Below are 15,601 nucleotides of genomic sequence, written 5' to 3' on the forward strand. Positions count from 1 at the left end.
AATTATAGTTCCTTAGCGCCTTTTTGCACACTGCGAATAAACAATACACCAGTGTTGCAGGCTATTTCTATCGTACGGCCATAATTGCCGCCTGTGTCTTCTGCGATTAACGGAATTTTTAAATTTTCAAGTGCTAGTTTACAAGATTCAACATTACGAGGCCCGATCCTCATGGTGTCGCTCCCCCCGGCAAAGGCAAACATCTGTGAACCTCCGGCCATCTTGGCTACGATCCGGCTCCGAACCGCCCCAAGCTCTAGCAGACGGGATAAGAGCTCCGGCACTGCAGTATCTGCAAACTTAGCAATGTTTAACTGCCCTTCCCTAGCAATCTCAGATGATGGGAGCATCACATGCGCCATCCCTGCGAGCTTTTTTCCAGGGTCAAACAATGTTAATCCCACGCAGGAGCCAAGACCTGTGGTACGAATTAAACTGTCTTGGCTTCCAACGTTAAGATCCGCCATCCCTACTTTAATAATGCTTTGTTCTTCAATCATTTTCAAAAGGAACTCCTAGCGATTTGAAGATTTTCGGGAATGATTCCGGATCGGGAATAAGGAAAAATTGCCCTTCAATTTCGTTTTTTCCTTCAAAGAAGGTAGTGTCGATCAATAAAGCATCGTCCCCCATCTGCCCGAATTGCAGCAGACCGTAGCTAAGGATAGCGCCAGCCATGTCCATAGCAAGAGCCGGAACCGTTGGATACATAGAAAGTGCGGTGAAGTCTGCCAGAGAAGAAAGATACGATCCTGCTAGAATATTGCCAATTTCGCTTAGTGCAGAAAGCTCCATTTCTCCAAGCTCTTCATCACTCGATAGCTCAATGCCTGCAATACGACTAAGTAAGTTCATAGCCGCTTCTGGTGACAGAATGAAAAATAGGTTACCTGGAGCTTCACCCTCCACACGTAGAAACACCGCATATACAAGTTCTTCGGCTCCGCCAACTTTATCTGTTATTTCTTCAAAGTTAAGGAGCTGTACCTTAGGAACAGCCATATCTATAGGCTTATTCAAGAGCTGTGATAATGCGGTGGCTGCATTTCCAGCTCCAATGTTCCCAACTTCCTTAAGCACATCCATTTTGAAATCCTTATAGTGCTTAAATAGTTCCACAGGTTAGCCCTCTAGGCTTTCTAATTGAACGATTTCGCTTTTGTTAAGCACTTCTGACAAGTTAAGCATAATCAGTAAGCGCTCGTCTCCAATCTTGGCCACCCCATCCAAATACTTTGCCTTGATGCCGCCAACAACATCAGGAGGTGTATCAATAGAATCTCTGTTCAGATCTATAACATCATTTGCAGAGTCTACAATGAAGCCTACTTCCATTTCATTCACAGATACGATGATGATTCTTGTCTGATCGGTGTGTTCAGCCTCTTCGATGCCGAAACGGCCCCGCAGATCAATTACAGGAATAACAACACCACGTAAATTAATTACACCTTTGATAAATGAATAGGTCTTAGGTACGCGAGTAATGGGCATCATACGCTCAATAGTTTGTACCTTTTCAACTTCAATTCCATATTCCTCTACGCCTAATTTAAACACTATCACTTTAATATCTTCAGCCATGGAATGAACCTCCCTGTTCTATCCTAGTTATTTAATAAAAGCGTTCGGATCAATAATAAGTGCTACTTGACCATCACCAAGAATGGTTGCGCCAGATATTCCTTGTACATCAGGCAAATATTTACCCAGATTCTTAATCACAACCTCGTTCTGGCCAATAAAATCCTGTACTGCTAAGGCAACTAATCTTTCTCCCTTACGCACCACTACGATTTCTGTTTCTTCTTCGGTACTCTCATCATAATCTGGTACTGAAAAGAGACGACTTAGCGAAACCAGAGGAATATGCGAATCACGGAATTCTACCATTTTATTGCCATGGATTGTACGGATCTGAGATTGCTTCACGATTCCGGTTTCCACTATAGAGGTCAAAGGAATGGCATACTTCTCGGAACCTAATCGGATAAGCATTGCAGCAATGATTGATAGAGTTAAAGGCAGCTGCACTGAGAAATTTGTTCCTTTACCTGGAGCAGAATAAATCGTTACATTGCCGCCTAAAGAAGAAATCTTAGATTTCACTACATCCAGCCCTACCCCGCGGCCTGAAACATCAGAAATGACCTCTGCTGTACTGAAGCCTGGGGCAAATAACAACTGAAAAGCTTCATCGTCCGACATACTGGCTGCCTGCTCTTGTGTTATAACACCCTTCTTCACAGCAGATTTCAGAACCTTCTCTGGATAAATCCCTGTTCCATCTTCTTCGATCTCAATGAAGACGTGATTACCACTGTGGAAAGCCCGCAAATAGACCGTACCGGTCTCAGGCTTACCAGCAGCAACACGATCCGCAATGGATTCAATACCATGGTCAACTGCATTACGCAATAAATGCACCAGCGGATCCCCGATTTCGTCAATGACCGTTCGGTCTAGCTCAGTTTCTGCTCCTGTGATGATAAGATCTACTTTTTTGTCTAGTGACTTGGCTAGATCACGAATCATACGTGGGAATCGGTTAAATACTGTATCTACTGGAACCATCCGCAGCTTCATTACAATATTCTGGAGATCTCCGCTTACCCGGCCCATATGCTCAACCGTTTCTGTAAGATCACCATTTTGAACCTCAGAAGCCAGCTGTTCCAATCGGACACGGTCGATAAGAAGTTCACTGAATAAATTCATCAACACGTCCAAACGTTCAATATCTACACGAATGGTACGTGATGGTGCCCCACCTGTTTTATGAGCTGCCGGTTTGTTGCCCTCTTCTTTGGTTGGCAGGGGTTTAGCGGCAGAAGCCGCAGGTGCAGCTGCTGCTGGAGCCTCAGTAGTCGTGGCAGCCACTTCAGAGGCTGCTGCTGTTTCTTGACCCAGCTGTTGCAGAGAGTCTTGATCCAATGCTACTGCCGATACTTTATCAATCTCAGACAGATTTAGTATCATAGCCTGAATTTGATCAGCACTTTTTTGAGTTATGTAATAGAGAGAGAAGCTTTGATCAAATTTCTCTTGTTCAATATCCTGAACGGATGGGAAGGATTTAACCACTTCACCTGAACGCTCCAAAAGATCAAACACCATATATGCACGTACTGCCTTAAGCTGACAATCCTTGCGAATGGTTACGTCCACATATAATACTTGATGTCCTTCTTGAATCGACTGTTCTAGAACAGAAAATTGAAACTCATCTAAATGAATCGGGGTTTCAACCGCTTGTGCAGCAGGTCCTGAGACAGAAGCTGCCTCACCACCCGCAACAGGAATCTCTCCCCGGACTATAGCCTGTAAGGAGGAGACGATAGACGAAACATCCGCTTTACCCTCGCCTCCTCCCGTAATATCCTCAACCATAGACTCCAAGGCATCCAAACTTTTGAACAACGTATCAAAAATGAAATCCTGCATGCGCAGTTTGTTGTTGCGTACCAAATCAAGAACATTTTCCATTTGGTGTGTGAGTGAAGCCAAATCTTCAAAGCCCATAGTTGCTGCCATACCTTTTAAGGTATGCGCAGAGCGGAATATTACCTGTACAATACTAATGTCCTCAGGATTCGCTTCCAGCCCCATCATGCTCTCGTTCAATGACTGCAGATGATCGTTCGACTCATCAATAAACATGGATAAATATTGGTTCATGTCCATCAGTGAGCACCTCCCCTTTGAGTTCGCTTTTCTGTTATTTAACAGCTTGCACCAGCCTTGGAGCAATTTCTTGCAAAGGCAGTACGTGCTGGACGCACTGTAATTCCACCGCAGATCGCGGCATTCCATATACGACACAAGTTTCTTCGCTTTCAGCAAAGGTTGAGGTTACCCCAGAGTCGTATAAGGATTTCATCATTCTTGCCCCATCACTACCCATCCCTGTCATTAGTAACAAATGACGTTCTAACGATGTGAGCGGCAGCAATGATTCAAATAAAACATCCACAGAAGGTCGATGGCCATTACGTGCCTCCTCCTTTGTGAGTACAACCGCATATTGCCCTCTAGAGGATGGGACAACTTGTAAATGATAGCCTCCAGGTGCTATATAAGCAGTTCCTTTTTGCAATATCATCCCCTGCTCAGCTTCAATCACTTCTAGCGGGCTGAAGGTATTCAGTCGCTGGGCTAGTGATTTGGTAAAGTTAGGCGGCATATGCTGCACAATAACAATAGGCGCTGGAAAATCCGCAGGAATCTTTTCCAGAAATACCTTTAGAGCACGTGGTCCACCTGTAGAGCACCCCACGGCAACCAACTTTTGCAGATCATTACTCCCATACTTCCGGACCTGAGGATTTGCAGGAGCGTCAGAAGACACTTCCACTTTAGGTTTAGGCAACGGTTTTGGTGGGGTAGCGTTATTCTCTACTCTTGACCTTGCATTACTCTTTTCTGATAAAGATGGTGGAGTAGGGATTAATGGTTTTGCTGCTCTTTTAGGATCAGTATGATCTAACAGCTGCTTCACCCGCGGTTTTTTGGTCACTTCATTTTTGAGTGAAGCTTTAGGTTCTACCTTGGGTTTGCCGGGCATCACTCTCGGTACAGTTGGCGGTGCGACTTCTACTGGCGGTATGTCTGGCAACTTAAATGCAGAAGCACGTGCTTCGCGCTGCTCCCGGGCCATCATAGCCTCTTTCATTTGTTCCCTTAAGGATTCTCCCACTCCCATGATATCCTGAGAGTTGGTAATCGAAGGTTTACGAATAAAGTCAAAAGCGCCCCATTCCAGTGCAAGAATGGTTTCCTTCATGCCCTCTTCATTGATCCCTGACAGCATAATCACTGGCAGAGGGTCTGAGGCCATTATTATTTTCAGCGCTTCCAGGCCGTTCATTTCTGGCATTTCTACATCCATAGTAACCAGATCTGGACGAAGCTCATTGATTTTTTCGATAGCCTCACGACCGTTTTTTGCTGTTGCCGTCACCTGAAAGTCAGCGTCATTTTCAATTAAATCGGAAATGATCTTGCGCATAAATGCCGAATCATCAACAACCAATACTTTATATGGCTTCATATCATTTCCACCTCTGTCCCAAATTCAGAACAACTATTTACTTCGCTTTAACCATTTATGGATAAAGCCTTTAATCCCTTGGACTTTTGTGGTCTTTTTAGAATCAATGGTCAAATAACTTAGGGCAAGCCGATGTATATCTTTTGCAGCAATACTGTTTGGAAAAGCCAATGTGAAAGGCGTTTGCCTTTTGACAGCCTGCACTACATGGGCATCTGAGCTTATATGACCAAGATAAGAAATATCTAATTGCAAAAAACGACTGGCGGCCATTCGGATCTTGTCGCTTGTCGCTATGGCTTCCCTTTCATCACCTGCCTGGTTCACAATCAATTTAAAGGAAGTCTCAGGATAGGAACGATTCACAACCTTCATTAATGCGTATGCATCTGTGATAGCTGTTGGTTCTGGTGTAGTAACGACTAAGCAATCGTCGGCAGAAGTTATAAACTTCATCGTTTCCTTAGATAATCCAGCACCTGTATCGAACAAAATATAATCCATGCTGTCCGCGATAAGTGCTATCTGATTTGTGAAATAATCAAGATCAGACTCTGAAAGAGTAAATAGCTCATCCATTCCAGAGCCACCTGCTATAAAAGGGAGCGAATTCGGACCGTATTGAATAATCTGCTCGATATCCGCTTCTCTTTTTAACAAATGATATAGATTATATCTCGCCGATACGCCCATCAACACATCTATATTAGCCATGCCGATATCTGCATCGAACAGCAAAACCCGTTTGCCCATAGCTTTTAAAGTTAGAGCGAAGTTAAGTGTAAAATTCGACTTACCAACGCCCCCTTTACCACTACACACCGTAATGATCCTGGCGGATGATCCCCCTCTTACAGCTACTTTAGAATCCTGACTGGATACAAGCTGTCTTAAGGATTGTGCCTGATCCATCATGTTTCACCTGTTCCAAGAAGCAACTCACTAAGCTGTCCTTTGGTAGCCATAAGCAGATCATCAGGTACATTTTGACCATCGGTCATATAAGACAAGGTAAGTGGGAAGTCATTCAGGACATTAAAGAGCGGGCCGTAACTCCCCGTCTCATCCAGCTTTGTGAAAATAACCTTGTCCAGTCTATATCTGCCGAAATGCTCTGCAATAAGTTTCATATCTCGGCTTTTGGAGGTCAGGCTAAGCACAAGATAGGTTTCACTTCTCAATTCCTTCGCAAGCAAGCTTTGCAATTCTGCTACTAGCATATCATTGCGATAATTTCGGCCAGCTGTATCCATTAATACTAGATCACAACTCTCCAAGCGAAAGAGTGCTCTTTGCAAATCTCCTGGCGATTGGACAACCTCCAGTGGGACATTGAGGATAGCAGCATAGGTTCGCAACTGTTCAACAGCTGAGATTCTATACGTATCTGAGGTGATAAACCCTACCTTGCGTCCGTGCTTAAATAGCTGTTCTGCCGCAAGCTTAGCTATGGTTGTGGTCTTTCCAACTCCAGTAGGTCCGGCAATATATACAATTTGAGTATCCCGGGCAATTCCATCAGCAATTCGCCCCGTCAGGAAACCGTCAATCTGTTCTTTAAGAGACCCCATAAATTTCTCTGGTCCCCATGTACGCCCTTCATCTACCCACCGTTCCGAGATGTTACTGATCCATTCCTCAACAAGCACAGCATCCATTTCCTGCTCTAACAAAAGATCCCGTAACTCCTGCAGACTGTCTGGCAATTCTCTTCCACCTGAAGAGTGTCTGGCAATTCGCTCCATCCAGAGCTTCATATCTCTAATCTCACGAAGAACATCATTTTCGAGACCGGTGGCAACCTGTGAAGATTGTTCTAATCCTAATGATTCATACAACGCTGATACAGAAGGTTCATCATCCAGATTTAATTCAGGAAGTTTCTGCTCAGATTCTGGCTCTGCCTGCTTGGCTGTCGATTCTTGTACATTAATAGCTTCTGATAAGGCTGCGGCAATCTCCGCAAACGTCCGTGACTCTTCTGGCTTTTCTAATGAAACAGAAGGTACGGAAGGTATAGAAGATGTAGTTGAAGCAGATGACGCTTTTTGATAAGCCTGTGGTACTGCACTCCGTGGAATGTTCATCGCTGGCGCAGCCGGCTTTTTTGGAACATTATTCTTCTCTGCCTTTTCTACTGCTGCTACAACTTCTATTTTTTTCTTCTTAAATAATCCTAAAAATCCGCCGATTTTGATTTCCTTTGTACTTAAAATGACGGCCTCGCTCCCAAGCTCGTTGCGAATGGAAAGCATGGCGTCAGGCATCGAATCGACCACGTAACGCTTTACTCTCATAAATTCACCACTCCGACGCTTTGTATTTCAATGTTAGGCTCTAGCTCGCTATAAGACAGTACAGGAATGTCCTGCATCGTTCGTTCAATCACCTGCCGCAAATACATACGAATGGTTGGTGATGTGAGCACTATTGGCTGTTGCCCTGTCTGCAGCAATCGATTGATCTGTTCACTTAACCGCTGATAGATCGTTTGTGTCGAAGTTGGATCTAGGGCCAAATAACTTCCCTGTTCAGATTGCTGCACACTCTCGGAAATTTTCTTTTCAAGATTAGGTCCAACCGTGATGACTTTCAGCGTTTCTCCTACTTGTGAGAATTGCTGAGTAATCTGTCTAGACAAGGACTGACGAACATATTCAGTGAGAATATCCGGATCCTTGGTGTATGTCCCATAATCCGCCAAAGTCTCAAAAATCGTAACCAAATCTCTGATCGATATTTTTTCACGAAGCAGCTTAGCAAGAACCTTCTGCACATCCCCAATCGCCAATACGGAAGGAATAAGATCGTCGACGAGCACTGGATAATTATCCCTAAGATTGTCCACCAACATCTTAGTTTCTTGTCTCCCTATCAGCTCATGTCCATGACGTTTGATTAACTCCGTCAGATGTGTTGCGACAACAGATGGAGGGTCTACTACAGTATAGCCGGACAATTCAGCCCGCTCTTTAACCGATTCATCAATCCATAATGCTGGAAGCCCAAAGGATGGTTCAATGGTCTCAATACCGTTTATGGATTCATCATCATATCCTGGACTCATTGCAAGGTAATGATTAAGTAATAATTCACCACCACCGACTGTATTTCCTTTAATTTTTATGACATATTCATTCGGTTTTAGTTGAATATTGTCGCGAATACGAATAACAGGTACTACAAGACCCATTTCTAGGGCACATTGCCGTCGAATCATGATGATACGATCTAGCAGATCGCCTCCCTGACCTGTATCCGCCAAAGGAATTAGACCATAACCAAACTCGAATTCAATGGGATCAACCGACAGCAAATTAATGACACTTTCCGGACTTCGTACCTCTTCAATCTGCTTCTCTTCAACAAGTTGCTCTTCGGCAATCTGTTTCTTATTTAAATTTTGTCCCATACGGTAGGCTGCAAAAGCCAGCAATCCGGCCAATGGGAGCGTTGTAATCATATGTATGGGTGTAAAGAGTCCAAGAAAAGCTACGGTAACTGCGACAATATACAACAATTTCGGATAGGACAACAACTGTCCTGTCAGTTCTTCTGCCAGATTACCTTCCGAAGAAGCTCTAGTAACAATTAAGCCGGCCGCTGTCGAAATCAGCAAAGCTGGAATTTGACTCACGAGACCATCCCCGATTGTCAATACAGAATAAGTGGATAACGCAGTAGCAAAGTCCATCCCGTGAACCATCATACCGATGATAAAACCACCGATGAGGTTGATCAGCAAGATGATAATACTCGCAATCGCGTCTCCTTTAACGAATTTACTCGCACCGTCCATGGCTCCGAAAAAATCCGCTTCGCGTTCTACGTTACGCCGACGCTCACGTGCCTGGGTTTCGTTAATCATGCCTGCGTTAAGATCGGCATCAATACTCATTTGCTTACCGGGCATCGCATCCAAGGTAAATCTAGCGCCTACCTCAGCTACGCGCTCTGAACCTTTGGTAATAACAATAAACTGCACTACTACCAAAATCAGAAACACGATAAATCCAACAGCAATTTGTCCGCCAGCGATCCAGCTACCGAAAGTAGATACCACTGAACCGGCATCTCCGTAAGTCAGGATCAGTTTTGTAGTCGAGATGTTAAGTGACAGACGAAACAGTGTGGTTACTAGGAGCAGTGAAGGAAAAATTGAAAATTCGAGCGCATTTTTCGTATTCATAGCAACCAAAATGATAATTAATGCGATTGAGATATTAATAACAAGCAAAACGTCCAATAACCAGGACGGGATAGGCAGAATCATCATAAGCACGATCCCGATGATGCCTAGCAAAACTGTTAAATCTTTAGCTTTCAATGTCCTAACCCCCCCGCCTTATCTCCTCTTACCTTTACCTTTAAGCTTATATACATATGCCAGCACTTCAGCCACAGCCTGGAACAGATCATTTGGAACGACATCTCCAATCTCTGTTCTTTGGAATAACGCCCGTGCCAGCGGTTTGTTTTCCATAGTCACGACGCCGTGCTCTTTAGCCAGCTCCCGGATGCGAAGTGCTACATAATCCTGCCCTTTTGCTATAATCTGCGGCGCTTCCATCTTGGTACCGTCATATTTAAGCGCAACAGCAAAGTGCGTAGGATTCGTAATGATTACATCCGCATTTGGAACTTCCTGCATCATACGCTGCATGGCCATTCTACGTTGGCGTTCCCTGATCTTACCTTTAATTAGAGGGTCACCCTCCATTTTTTTGTATTCATCCTTAATATCCTGCTTGGACATCTTCAGACTTTTTTCATGCTCGTACTTCTGATACATGTAGTCTAGAAAAGCCATAACCAACAGGGCAGCCCCGATTTTCAAACCAAGACTCATCGTAAGCTTGGCCGCAAATTTAAAAATCCCCTCCGCACTGATATGCGACAGGGATGCAAAGTTTTTCTTTTCTCCCCATAAAGTGCTATATACCAGATAAGCGATAATTAGAAGCTTAAATATGGATTTCAGGAACTCGACAAACGAACGCATGGAGAAAATATTTTTGAACCCTTTTATCGGATTAATCTTGCTGAATTTAGGGGTGATCCCCTCTCCCGTGGTCATAAAGCCCACCTGCGCCAAATTGCTTACAAGCGCCATAACAAAAACTATTCCAAGTAATGGAGCTAGCAAAATCAGTATTTGTAGTCCATATTGATTAAATAGCAGCGTTATATTCTCAGGAGTAACCTCCATCGTCATTTGATTCTGAAATACGTCCATATATAGCTTCATGAAACGTTCTTTCATAAAACCACCAAACATCATCAAGCTAACTATTGCTGATAACAATACAACTGCACCGGATAGCTCAGCACTTTTGGCTACTTGACCCTTCTTACGAGCATCTTGCCGTTTCTTCGGGGTTGCTTTTTCCGTCTTTTCACCGGCGAATTGTTGAAGATCCAGTCTATACCGCTTCGTCTTAGGCATAATACGCTCCCCTTACGGTCACCTACGGACTCTTCCCCATGAGACTCAATAAATTCTCCATGGATTCGAACATGATATCGAAGAGATTCTGAAACAGCACAGCCAGACCAGGCATGAGCACTAAAAGCAGTGCAAGACCTATAATGATTTTGAGCGGAACCCCAATAACAAATACATTATATTGCGGAGCCGTTCTCGCCAAGAAAGCAAGGCCAACATCAGTCAGAAACAGCGCAGTTACTAAAGGAGCCGACATTTGAAAAGCGAGTACAAAGGACTGCACAAATGTTCGAACCAGAAACTCTGATAAACTACCGTCAATCATGCCTAGAAATAAATCATTATTCATAGGAACCCATTTATAACTGTACACAATAGCATCTAGCAGATGGTGATGACCATTCATGCTCAGAAACATTAGCAGGGCAATCATATATTTGAAATTACCGATAACAGGTGCAGATGTTCCAGTCATAGGATCAATGACATTAGCAATACCGAAGCCAATCTGAATATCTATAAACGAACCTGCTGTCTGAATCGCCATAAACATCAAATATCCAATGAAACCTAGCAATAAACCTATTAATATCTCTCTGGCAATCAGCAAAATATAACTGAAATCCTGCGGGATTGTAAGTCCTGTTCCATTAGCGCTAAAGACAACCAATGCTACAAAAAAAGAAATGCCAATCTTAAAGGTTGTCGGGACCCCTTGTGAAGAGAACACAGGAACGACAACAAAAAAAGCGGTTATTCGACAAAAAATAAGCAAAAAGACGGGTAAACTTTGCAGTAGGGTCTCCATGTTCATTCTTTAACCAATATACATATAGAGATTACCCAAAATTTGGCTTGTAAAGTCAATCAGCTTCGTGACGATCCACGGACCAAATAGCAATAAAGCCAGTAGCACTGCGACGATTTTGGGAACAAACGCTAGCGTCTGTTCCTGAATCTGTGTCGTAGCCTGAAAAATACTGATTATTAGTCCTACCACCAGACCAAGAATCAGCATGGGTGCGCTGACTTCCAGCACTAAATATACGGCTTGGCTTGCTAGCCCGATTATAAACTCCGTACTCATCCCTCATGCCTCCTCTTTAGGTCAGGTGTTAAAACTAAGAAGTAATGATTTAATGACTAAGTACCAGCCGTCTACCAGTACAAAGAGCATTATTTTAAAAGGTAATGAAATCATAACCGGGGGAAGCATCATCATCCCCATGGCCATCAGCGTGCTCGCCACAACAATATCAATAATCAGGAATGGTATGAAAATTAAGAAGCCCATTGTAAAAGCTTTTTTCAATTCACCAATTGCGAAAGCTGGCACCATCACCGTCAGTGGAATATCACTGTATGTAGCCGGTTTAGTAGATCCGGTATAACCGGTGTATTTCATAAATAACAGAAGATCTTTGGTGTTCGTCTGTTTAAACATAAATTCTTTCATCGGATCAGCAGCTTTATCAAAAGCTTCGGTCTGGGTGATTGTCCCCTTCATATACGGCTGCAACGCGTTTTCATTCACAGTGGCCAGCGTTGGTGACATAATGAACAGGGTCAGAAACAGAGCAAGTCCTACCAGCACCTGGTTCGGAGGCATATTCTGAGTACCCAGCGATGTTCTCACAAAACCTAATACGATTACAATTCTAGTAAAGCTAGTCATAAGAACCAGAAACGCCGGAGCAATACTCAGAACCGTAACAAGAAGAAGAATTGATATGGAACTGGTACCACTGCTTGAACCTTCATTACCGACCTGAATATTAACATTAGGTATAGGATCAGCATGTATCGGCGTCATCATAACCACACTGATAATACCGAACAGCAGAATAGCAAGAATTAGCTTCTTTTTCATATATTCCTCGACTCATCCTTAGTAACATCATCCCGAAGCAGCTCTTCCATTTTCTCTTTACGCTCTGGTGCAGAACGAAGCTTGGATTGCAGAGTCTCGTAAAAAGATGATGTTTCACTAAGTTCAATTTCCTGAGATGGAACCTCCCCACGCAGCTTTACCTTAACCTTGGCAATAAGCGGTGCGAGGAAATTATTCTGGTTAGAGGACTGATCCTCAAATGCCGCAATGATCAATGCTACCTCATCCGGATCGGTGACTTTATCCAAAATGGATATATTCTCACCAATCCCGATTAAGTAAAGACTGCTTCCCAGTTCGATAACCTGCATCGACTTATTAGGTCCAAGCCCAATTGCACCAAGCGTTCTTATGGAACGGTTGCTCATAAAGGTCTGATTACGTCGTCCAAGAAAACGAATTAGTACCACTATAAGTACAATGATTATCGCCAGGACAATAATAACTTTAAACAAATTCAGCAGGGTGTTACTGCTTCCGAACGCTTCGGAATATAACATGACTTTATCCTACGCGCCCAACGTTTTGTTAATAGCTTCGATAACCCGGTCAGCTTGGAAAGGCTTCACAATAAAGTCTTTAGCTCCTGCTTGGATTGCATCGATAACCATAGCCTGCTGGCCCATGGCTGAACACATAATAACCTTTGCAGCCGGATCTACTTTTTTGATTTCTTTCAGGGCGGCGATTCCGTCCATCTCAGGCATAGTAATATCCATCGTGATGAGGTCCGGACGCAGTTCCTTGAATTTTTCTATCGCTTGAGAACCGTCCTGAGCTTCGCCCACTACTTCAAATCCGTTTTTCGACAAAATGTCACGGATCATCATTCTCATAAATGCTGCATCGTCCACGATTAGAATTCGGTTAGCCATTTTTACAAAATCCTCCCTAAGTATGCTTATTGTAATTTCTGAATTCGGTCCCACTGGCTGACGATATCCGTAACGCGTACGCCAAAGTTTTCGTCGATAACAACGACTTCACCTTTGGCAATAAGCTTGTTGTTAACCAAAATATCTACAGGCTCACCTGCGAGCTTGTCCAGCTCAATAATTGAGCCTTGTGACATTTCTAAAATATCTTTGATCTGCTTCTGGGTCCTTCCTAATTCTACGGTTACTCTAAGCGGTATGTCCATCAATAAATTTAAATTATTTTCATCAATATGACCAAAGGCCCCACCATTCAGATTTGCAAATTGCACAGGCTGTACATTTACATTGCGATTTGCCTCAGAATTAAGCGGTGGTGTCTGTCCATATGGCATCCCTTGCGGTGGCATACCGTATGGTGGCATCCCAGGCATTCCGTATGCTGGCATACCCGCTGGAGGATAATAATACCCGCCTTCTGGCATCCCTGGATACGGTGGCATACCCTGCGGTGGATATGGTGGTTGCGTTCCTCCTGCGGGCTGTGAGGGCGCCTGTTGCACCGGAGGTGCTGGAGGTGGTGTCTCAGCAGAATTAGTCACGGCAGGTGTTTCAGCCATTGTGACCGCTGCCTCCTCCTCTGCAGGACTAACATCACCAAGAAGCATGGATACCATATCTTTTGCGAACTGAACAGGCAAGAGCTGCATAATAGTAGAATCTATCAAATCACCAATTTTAAGCCGGAACGAAATACGAATTAAGGTCTCATCGTCTGGCAGACTGCCCACTCCTTCTCCGCTGGACATATTCAAAATGTCGATACCCGGAGGCGAGATATTAACAAAACGATTAAAAATCGTAGACATCGATGTAGCAGAAGAACCCATCATTTGATTCATAGCTTCTTGCACAGCGCTAATATGAATTTCGTTCAACTCTTCATCCTGAGGTTCGCCAGCACCGCCAAGCATCAAATCGGCAATGACCTGCGCATCCCTAATCTTAATAACTAGTGAGTTAATGCCTTGAAACCCATCCACATATTGAACGTGAACAGCTACATGCGGTTTAGGAAAAGCAATTTCAAACTCCCCGCGTGTAATGATCGAAACTTGAGGGGTTGTAATATCTACTTTTTTCCCTAGTAAAGTGGAAAGTGCTGTTGCTGCACTGCCAAACGTTATATTACCAATTTCGCCCAAAGCGTCCTGTTCAAACGGTGTTAAATAGTCATCTACCGTTTTCTCCGTAGGAGCTAATGAGCCCTCCGCAGATTGTCTCAGAAGGGCGTCGATTTCTTCTTGGGATAAATAATCTTTACTCGTCAAATTCTTCAACTCCTTCATTGACAATTTCGTCTATTTGCACGGCTACCCGATCTTTAACCATTCCGGGACTTCCGATGAACTTAAGCTTCTCCCCTACCTTAATCGACAGTCCAGAATCTACGTTTCTGTTGAGAGAAATCACATCACCGACACTAAGCCCTAAGAATTCAGATATGGATAAGCTCGATTCTCCAAGTTCAGCAACAATCGGCAGCTTCGCTTTATGAACTCTAGCTCTAATGGCTAGAAGCTCATCTTCATCCCGTGTCTTCTTCTCTGTCACAAACCATTGATGAACAGAAAGTCTGGACATGATAGGCTCTAGAACGACATGCGGTATACAAAGATTGATCATGCCCGTTGTATCTCCAATTTTGGTACTTAGAGAGATTAATGCAATGGTCTCATTGGGCGATACAATCTGCATGAACTGCGGGTTCGTCTCGAGAGCTTCCATCCGCGGATGAATATCCAGCACCGTTTTCCAAGCCTCCTGCAGACTCTCAAAACATCTACTAAAGATACGCTCCATAATTGTTGTTTCGATCTCAGTAAGAGCATTAATCTTAGAAGGTGCAGTTCCAAAGCCTCCAAGCAACCTGTCCAGCATAGCAAAAGCAATGTTAGGATGAACTTCCATTACCATGCGGCCCTCTAAAGGTTCTGCTTCAAAAATGTTCAATATCGTCATTTTCGGTATGGAGCGAATAAATTCATCATAAGGGAGCTGCTCTACTTGAACGACATTAATCTGAACGAAGGTGCGCAATTGGGCTGAAAAATACGTTGTAAGATAACGGGCGAAATTGTCATGTATCCGTGTAAGACTGCGGATATGATCTTTGGAAAAGCGGACAGCCCGTTTAAAGTCATAAGAGCGGATTTTCTTCTGAGTTTCTTCCTTTTTAAGTTCATCGGCGTCCATCTCACCTGAAGAAAGTGCAGCAAGTAGAGCATCAATTTCGTTTTGTGATAGTACATCAACCAATTCAATCACCCCCCCATCAA

General features: G+C 43.7%; 16 protein-coding genes. All 16 read right to left on the minus strand.

The genetic code is table 11. The features are described from left to right. Nucleotides 1-2 precede the first annotated feature (2 nt). From MHI51_RS18935 to fliM, 16 genes are read right to left on the minus strand one after another with little or no spacing between them, the layout of a single operon-like run. Nucleotides 3-500: a chemotaxis protein CheD gene (locus MHI51_RS18935; protein ID WP_076219965.1), complete on the minus strand. Its 498-nt coding sequence runs from the start codon at nucleotides 498-500 to the stop codon at nucleotides 3-5. Then, nucleotides 493-1,086, minus strand: a complete 594-nt coding sequence (locus tag MHI51_RS18940; RefSeq protein WP_370511156.1) for a chemotaxis protein CheC — start codon at nucleotides 1,084-1,086, stop codon at nucleotides 493-495. Before MHI51_RS18940 ends, MHI51_RS18935 begins: the two co-directional genes overlap by 8 nt. Before the next feature lie 36 nt (nucleotides 1,087-1,122). Further along, nucleotides 1,123-1,584, minus strand: a complete 462-nt coding sequence (locus MHI51_RS18945; protein ID WP_036688501.1) for a chemotaxis protein CheW — start codon at nucleotides 1,582-1,584, stop codon at nucleotides 1,123-1,125. Nucleotides 1,585-1,611: 27 nt separating this feature from the next. Next, complete coding sequence (locus MHI51_RS18950) at nucleotides 1,612-3,684, minus strand: chemotaxis protein CheA (RefSeq protein ID WP_076140998.1); 2,073 nt, start codon at nucleotides 3,682-3,684, stop codon at nucleotides 1,612-1,614. A 34-nt stretch (nucleotides 3,685-3,718) separates the two neighbouring features. After that, nucleotides 3,719-5,050: a chemotaxis response regulator protein-glutamate methylesterase gene (locus tag MHI51_RS18955; RefSeq protein WP_076220423.1), complete on the minus strand. Its 1,332-nt coding sequence runs from the start codon at nucleotides 5,048-5,050 to the stop codon at nucleotides 3,719-3,721. 33 nt (nucleotides 5,051-5,083) lie between these two features. Next, nucleotides 5,084-5,965, minus strand: a complete 882-nt coding sequence (locus tag MHI51_RS18960) for a MinD/ParA family protein (protein ID WP_076276206.1) — start codon at nucleotides 5,963-5,965, stop codon at nucleotides 5,084-5,086. Next, nucleotides 5,962-7,347 (minus strand): flagellar biosynthesis protein FlhF, encoded by a 1,386-nt coding sequence (gene flhF, locus MHI51_RS18965; protein ID WP_076276205.1) that lies wholly within the window; start codon nucleotides 7,345-7,347, stop codon nucleotides 5,962-5,964. Before flhF ends, MHI51_RS18960 begins: the two co-directional genes overlap by 4 nt. Further along, nucleotides 7,344-9,377, minus strand: a complete 2,034-nt coding sequence (gene flhA / locus MHI51_RS18970) for a flagellar biosynthesis protein FlhA (protein ID WP_036688509.1) — start codon at nucleotides 9,375-9,377, stop codon at nucleotides 7,344-7,346. Before flhA ends, flhF begins: the two co-directional genes overlap by 4 nt. An 18-nt stretch (nucleotides 9,378-9,395) precedes the next feature. Continuing rightward, nucleotides 9,396-10,496: a flagellar biosynthesis protein FlhB gene (gene flhB, locus MHI51_RS18975; protein WP_076220244.1), complete on the minus strand. Its 1,101-nt coding sequence runs from the start codon at nucleotides 10,494-10,496 to the stop codon at nucleotides 9,396-9,398. Between the two features lie 22 nt (nucleotides 10,497-10,518). Further along, nucleotides 10,519-11,304 (minus strand): flagellar biosynthetic protein FliR, encoded by a 786-nt coding sequence (fliR, locus tag MHI51_RS18980; protein ID WP_076276204.1) that lies wholly within the window; start codon nucleotides 11,302-11,304, stop codon nucleotides 10,519-10,521. Nucleotides 11,305-11,313: 9 nt separating this feature from the next. After that, nucleotides 11,314-11,583 carry a flagellar biosynthesis protein FliQ gene (gene fliQ / locus MHI51_RS18985; RefSeq protein WP_076220246.1) on the minus strand — a complete coding sequence of 90 codons (270 nt, stop codon included), beginning with the start codon at nucleotides 11,581-11,583 and terminating at the stop codon, nucleotides 11,314-11,316. 21 nt (nucleotides 11,584-11,604) lie between these two features. Further along, nucleotides 11,605-12,366 carry a flagellar type III secretion system pore protein FliP gene (gene fliP, locus MHI51_RS18990; protein WP_076220247.1) on the minus strand — a complete coding sequence of 254 codons (762 nt, stop codon included), beginning with the start codon at nucleotides 12,364-12,366 and terminating at the stop codon, nucleotides 11,605-11,607. Further along, the gene (locus MHI51_RS18995) at nucleotides 12,363-12,887 is read right to left on the minus strand and encodes a flagellar biosynthetic protein FliO (RefSeq protein ID WP_076127813.1); all 525 of its coding nucleotides are present in this window, start codon (nucleotides 12,885-12,887) and stop codon (nucleotides 12,363-12,365) included. Before MHI51_RS18995 ends, fliP begins: the two co-directional genes overlap by 4 nt. A gap of 9 nt (nucleotides 12,888-12,896) precedes the next feature. Next, nucleotides 12,897-13,262, minus strand: a complete 366-nt coding sequence (locus MHI51_RS19000) for a response regulator (RefSeq protein WP_076127811.1) — start codon at nucleotides 13,260-13,262, stop codon at nucleotides 12,897-12,899. A gap of 26 nt (nucleotides 13,263-13,288) precedes the next feature. Then, entirely contained in the window at nucleotides 13,289-14,593 is a 1,305-nt protein-coding gene (gene fliY, locus MHI51_RS19005; RefSeq protein ID WP_341004290.1) for a flagellar motor switch phosphatase FliY, read from the minus strand. Then, nucleotides 14,583-15,581 carry a flagellar motor switch protein FliM gene (gene fliM / locus MHI51_RS19010; RefSeq protein WP_036688529.1) on the minus strand — a complete coding sequence of 333 codons (999 nt, stop codon included), beginning with the start codon at nucleotides 15,579-15,581 and terminating at the stop codon, nucleotides 14,583-14,585. The genes fliY and fliM overlap by 11 nt, the downstream gene beginning before the upstream one ends. Nucleotides 15,582-15,601 lie beyond the last annotated feature (20 nt).

The sequence above is a fragment of the Paenibacillus sp. FSL H8-0260 genome, assembly GCF_045040625.1.
Classification (GTDB): Bacteria; Bacillota; Bacilli; order Paenibacillales; family Paenibacillaceae; genus Paenibacillus_AQ; species Paenibacillus_AQ odorifer.

Excerpts from the sequence above, each read along its gene's own strand:
- MHI51_RS18935 (WP_076219965.1), bottom strand. The coding sequence starts at position 500 with ATGATTGAAGAACAAAGCATTATTAAAGTAGGGATGGCGGATCTTAAC.
- MHI51_RS18940 (WP_370511156.1), bottom strand. The coding sequence starts at position 1,086 with ATGGATGTGCTTAAGGAAGTTGGGAACATTGGAGCTGGAAATGCAGCC.
- MHI51_RS18945 (WP_036688501.1), bottom strand. The coding sequence starts at position 1,584 with ATGGCTGAAGATATTAAAGTGATAGTGTTTAAATTAGGCGTAGAGGAA.
- MHI51_RS18950 (WP_076140998.1), bottom strand. The coding sequence starts at position 3,684 with ATGGACATGAACCAATATTTATCCATGTTTATTGATGAGTCGAACGAT.
- MHI51_RS18955 (WP_076220423.1), bottom strand. The coding sequence starts at position 5,050 with ATGAAGCCATATAAAGTATTGGTTGTTGATGATTCGGCATTTATGCGC.
- MHI51_RS18960 (WP_076276206.1), bottom strand. The coding sequence starts at position 5,965 with ATGATGGATCAGGCACAATCCTTAAGACAGCTTGTATCCAGTCAGGAT.
- flhF (WP_076276205.1), bottom strand. The coding sequence starts at position 7,347 with ATGAGAGTAAAGCGTTACGTGGTCGATTCGATGCCTGACGCCATGCTT.
- flhB (WP_076220244.1), bottom strand. The coding sequence starts at position 10,496 with ATGCCTAAGACGAAGCGGTATAGACTGGATCTTCAACAATTCGCCGGT.
- fliR (WP_076276204.1), bottom strand. The coding sequence starts at position 11,304 with ATGGAGACCCTACTGCAAAGTTTACCCGTCTTTTTGCTTATTTTTTGT.
- fliQ (WP_076220246.1), bottom strand. The coding sequence starts at position 11,583 with ATGAGTACGGAGTTTATAATCGGGCTAGCAAGCCAAGCCGTATATTTA.
- fliP (WP_076220247.1), bottom strand. The coding sequence starts at position 12,366 with ATGAAAAAGAAGCTAATTCTTGCTATTCTGCTGTTCGGTATTATCAGT.
- MHI51_RS18995 (WP_076127813.1), bottom strand. The coding sequence starts at position 12,887 with ATGTTATATTCCGAAGCGTTCGGAAGCAGTAACACCCTGCTGAATTTG.
- MHI51_RS19000 (WP_076127811.1), bottom strand. The coding sequence starts at position 13,262 with ATGGCTAACCGAATTCTAATCGTGGACGATGCAGCATTTATGAGAATG.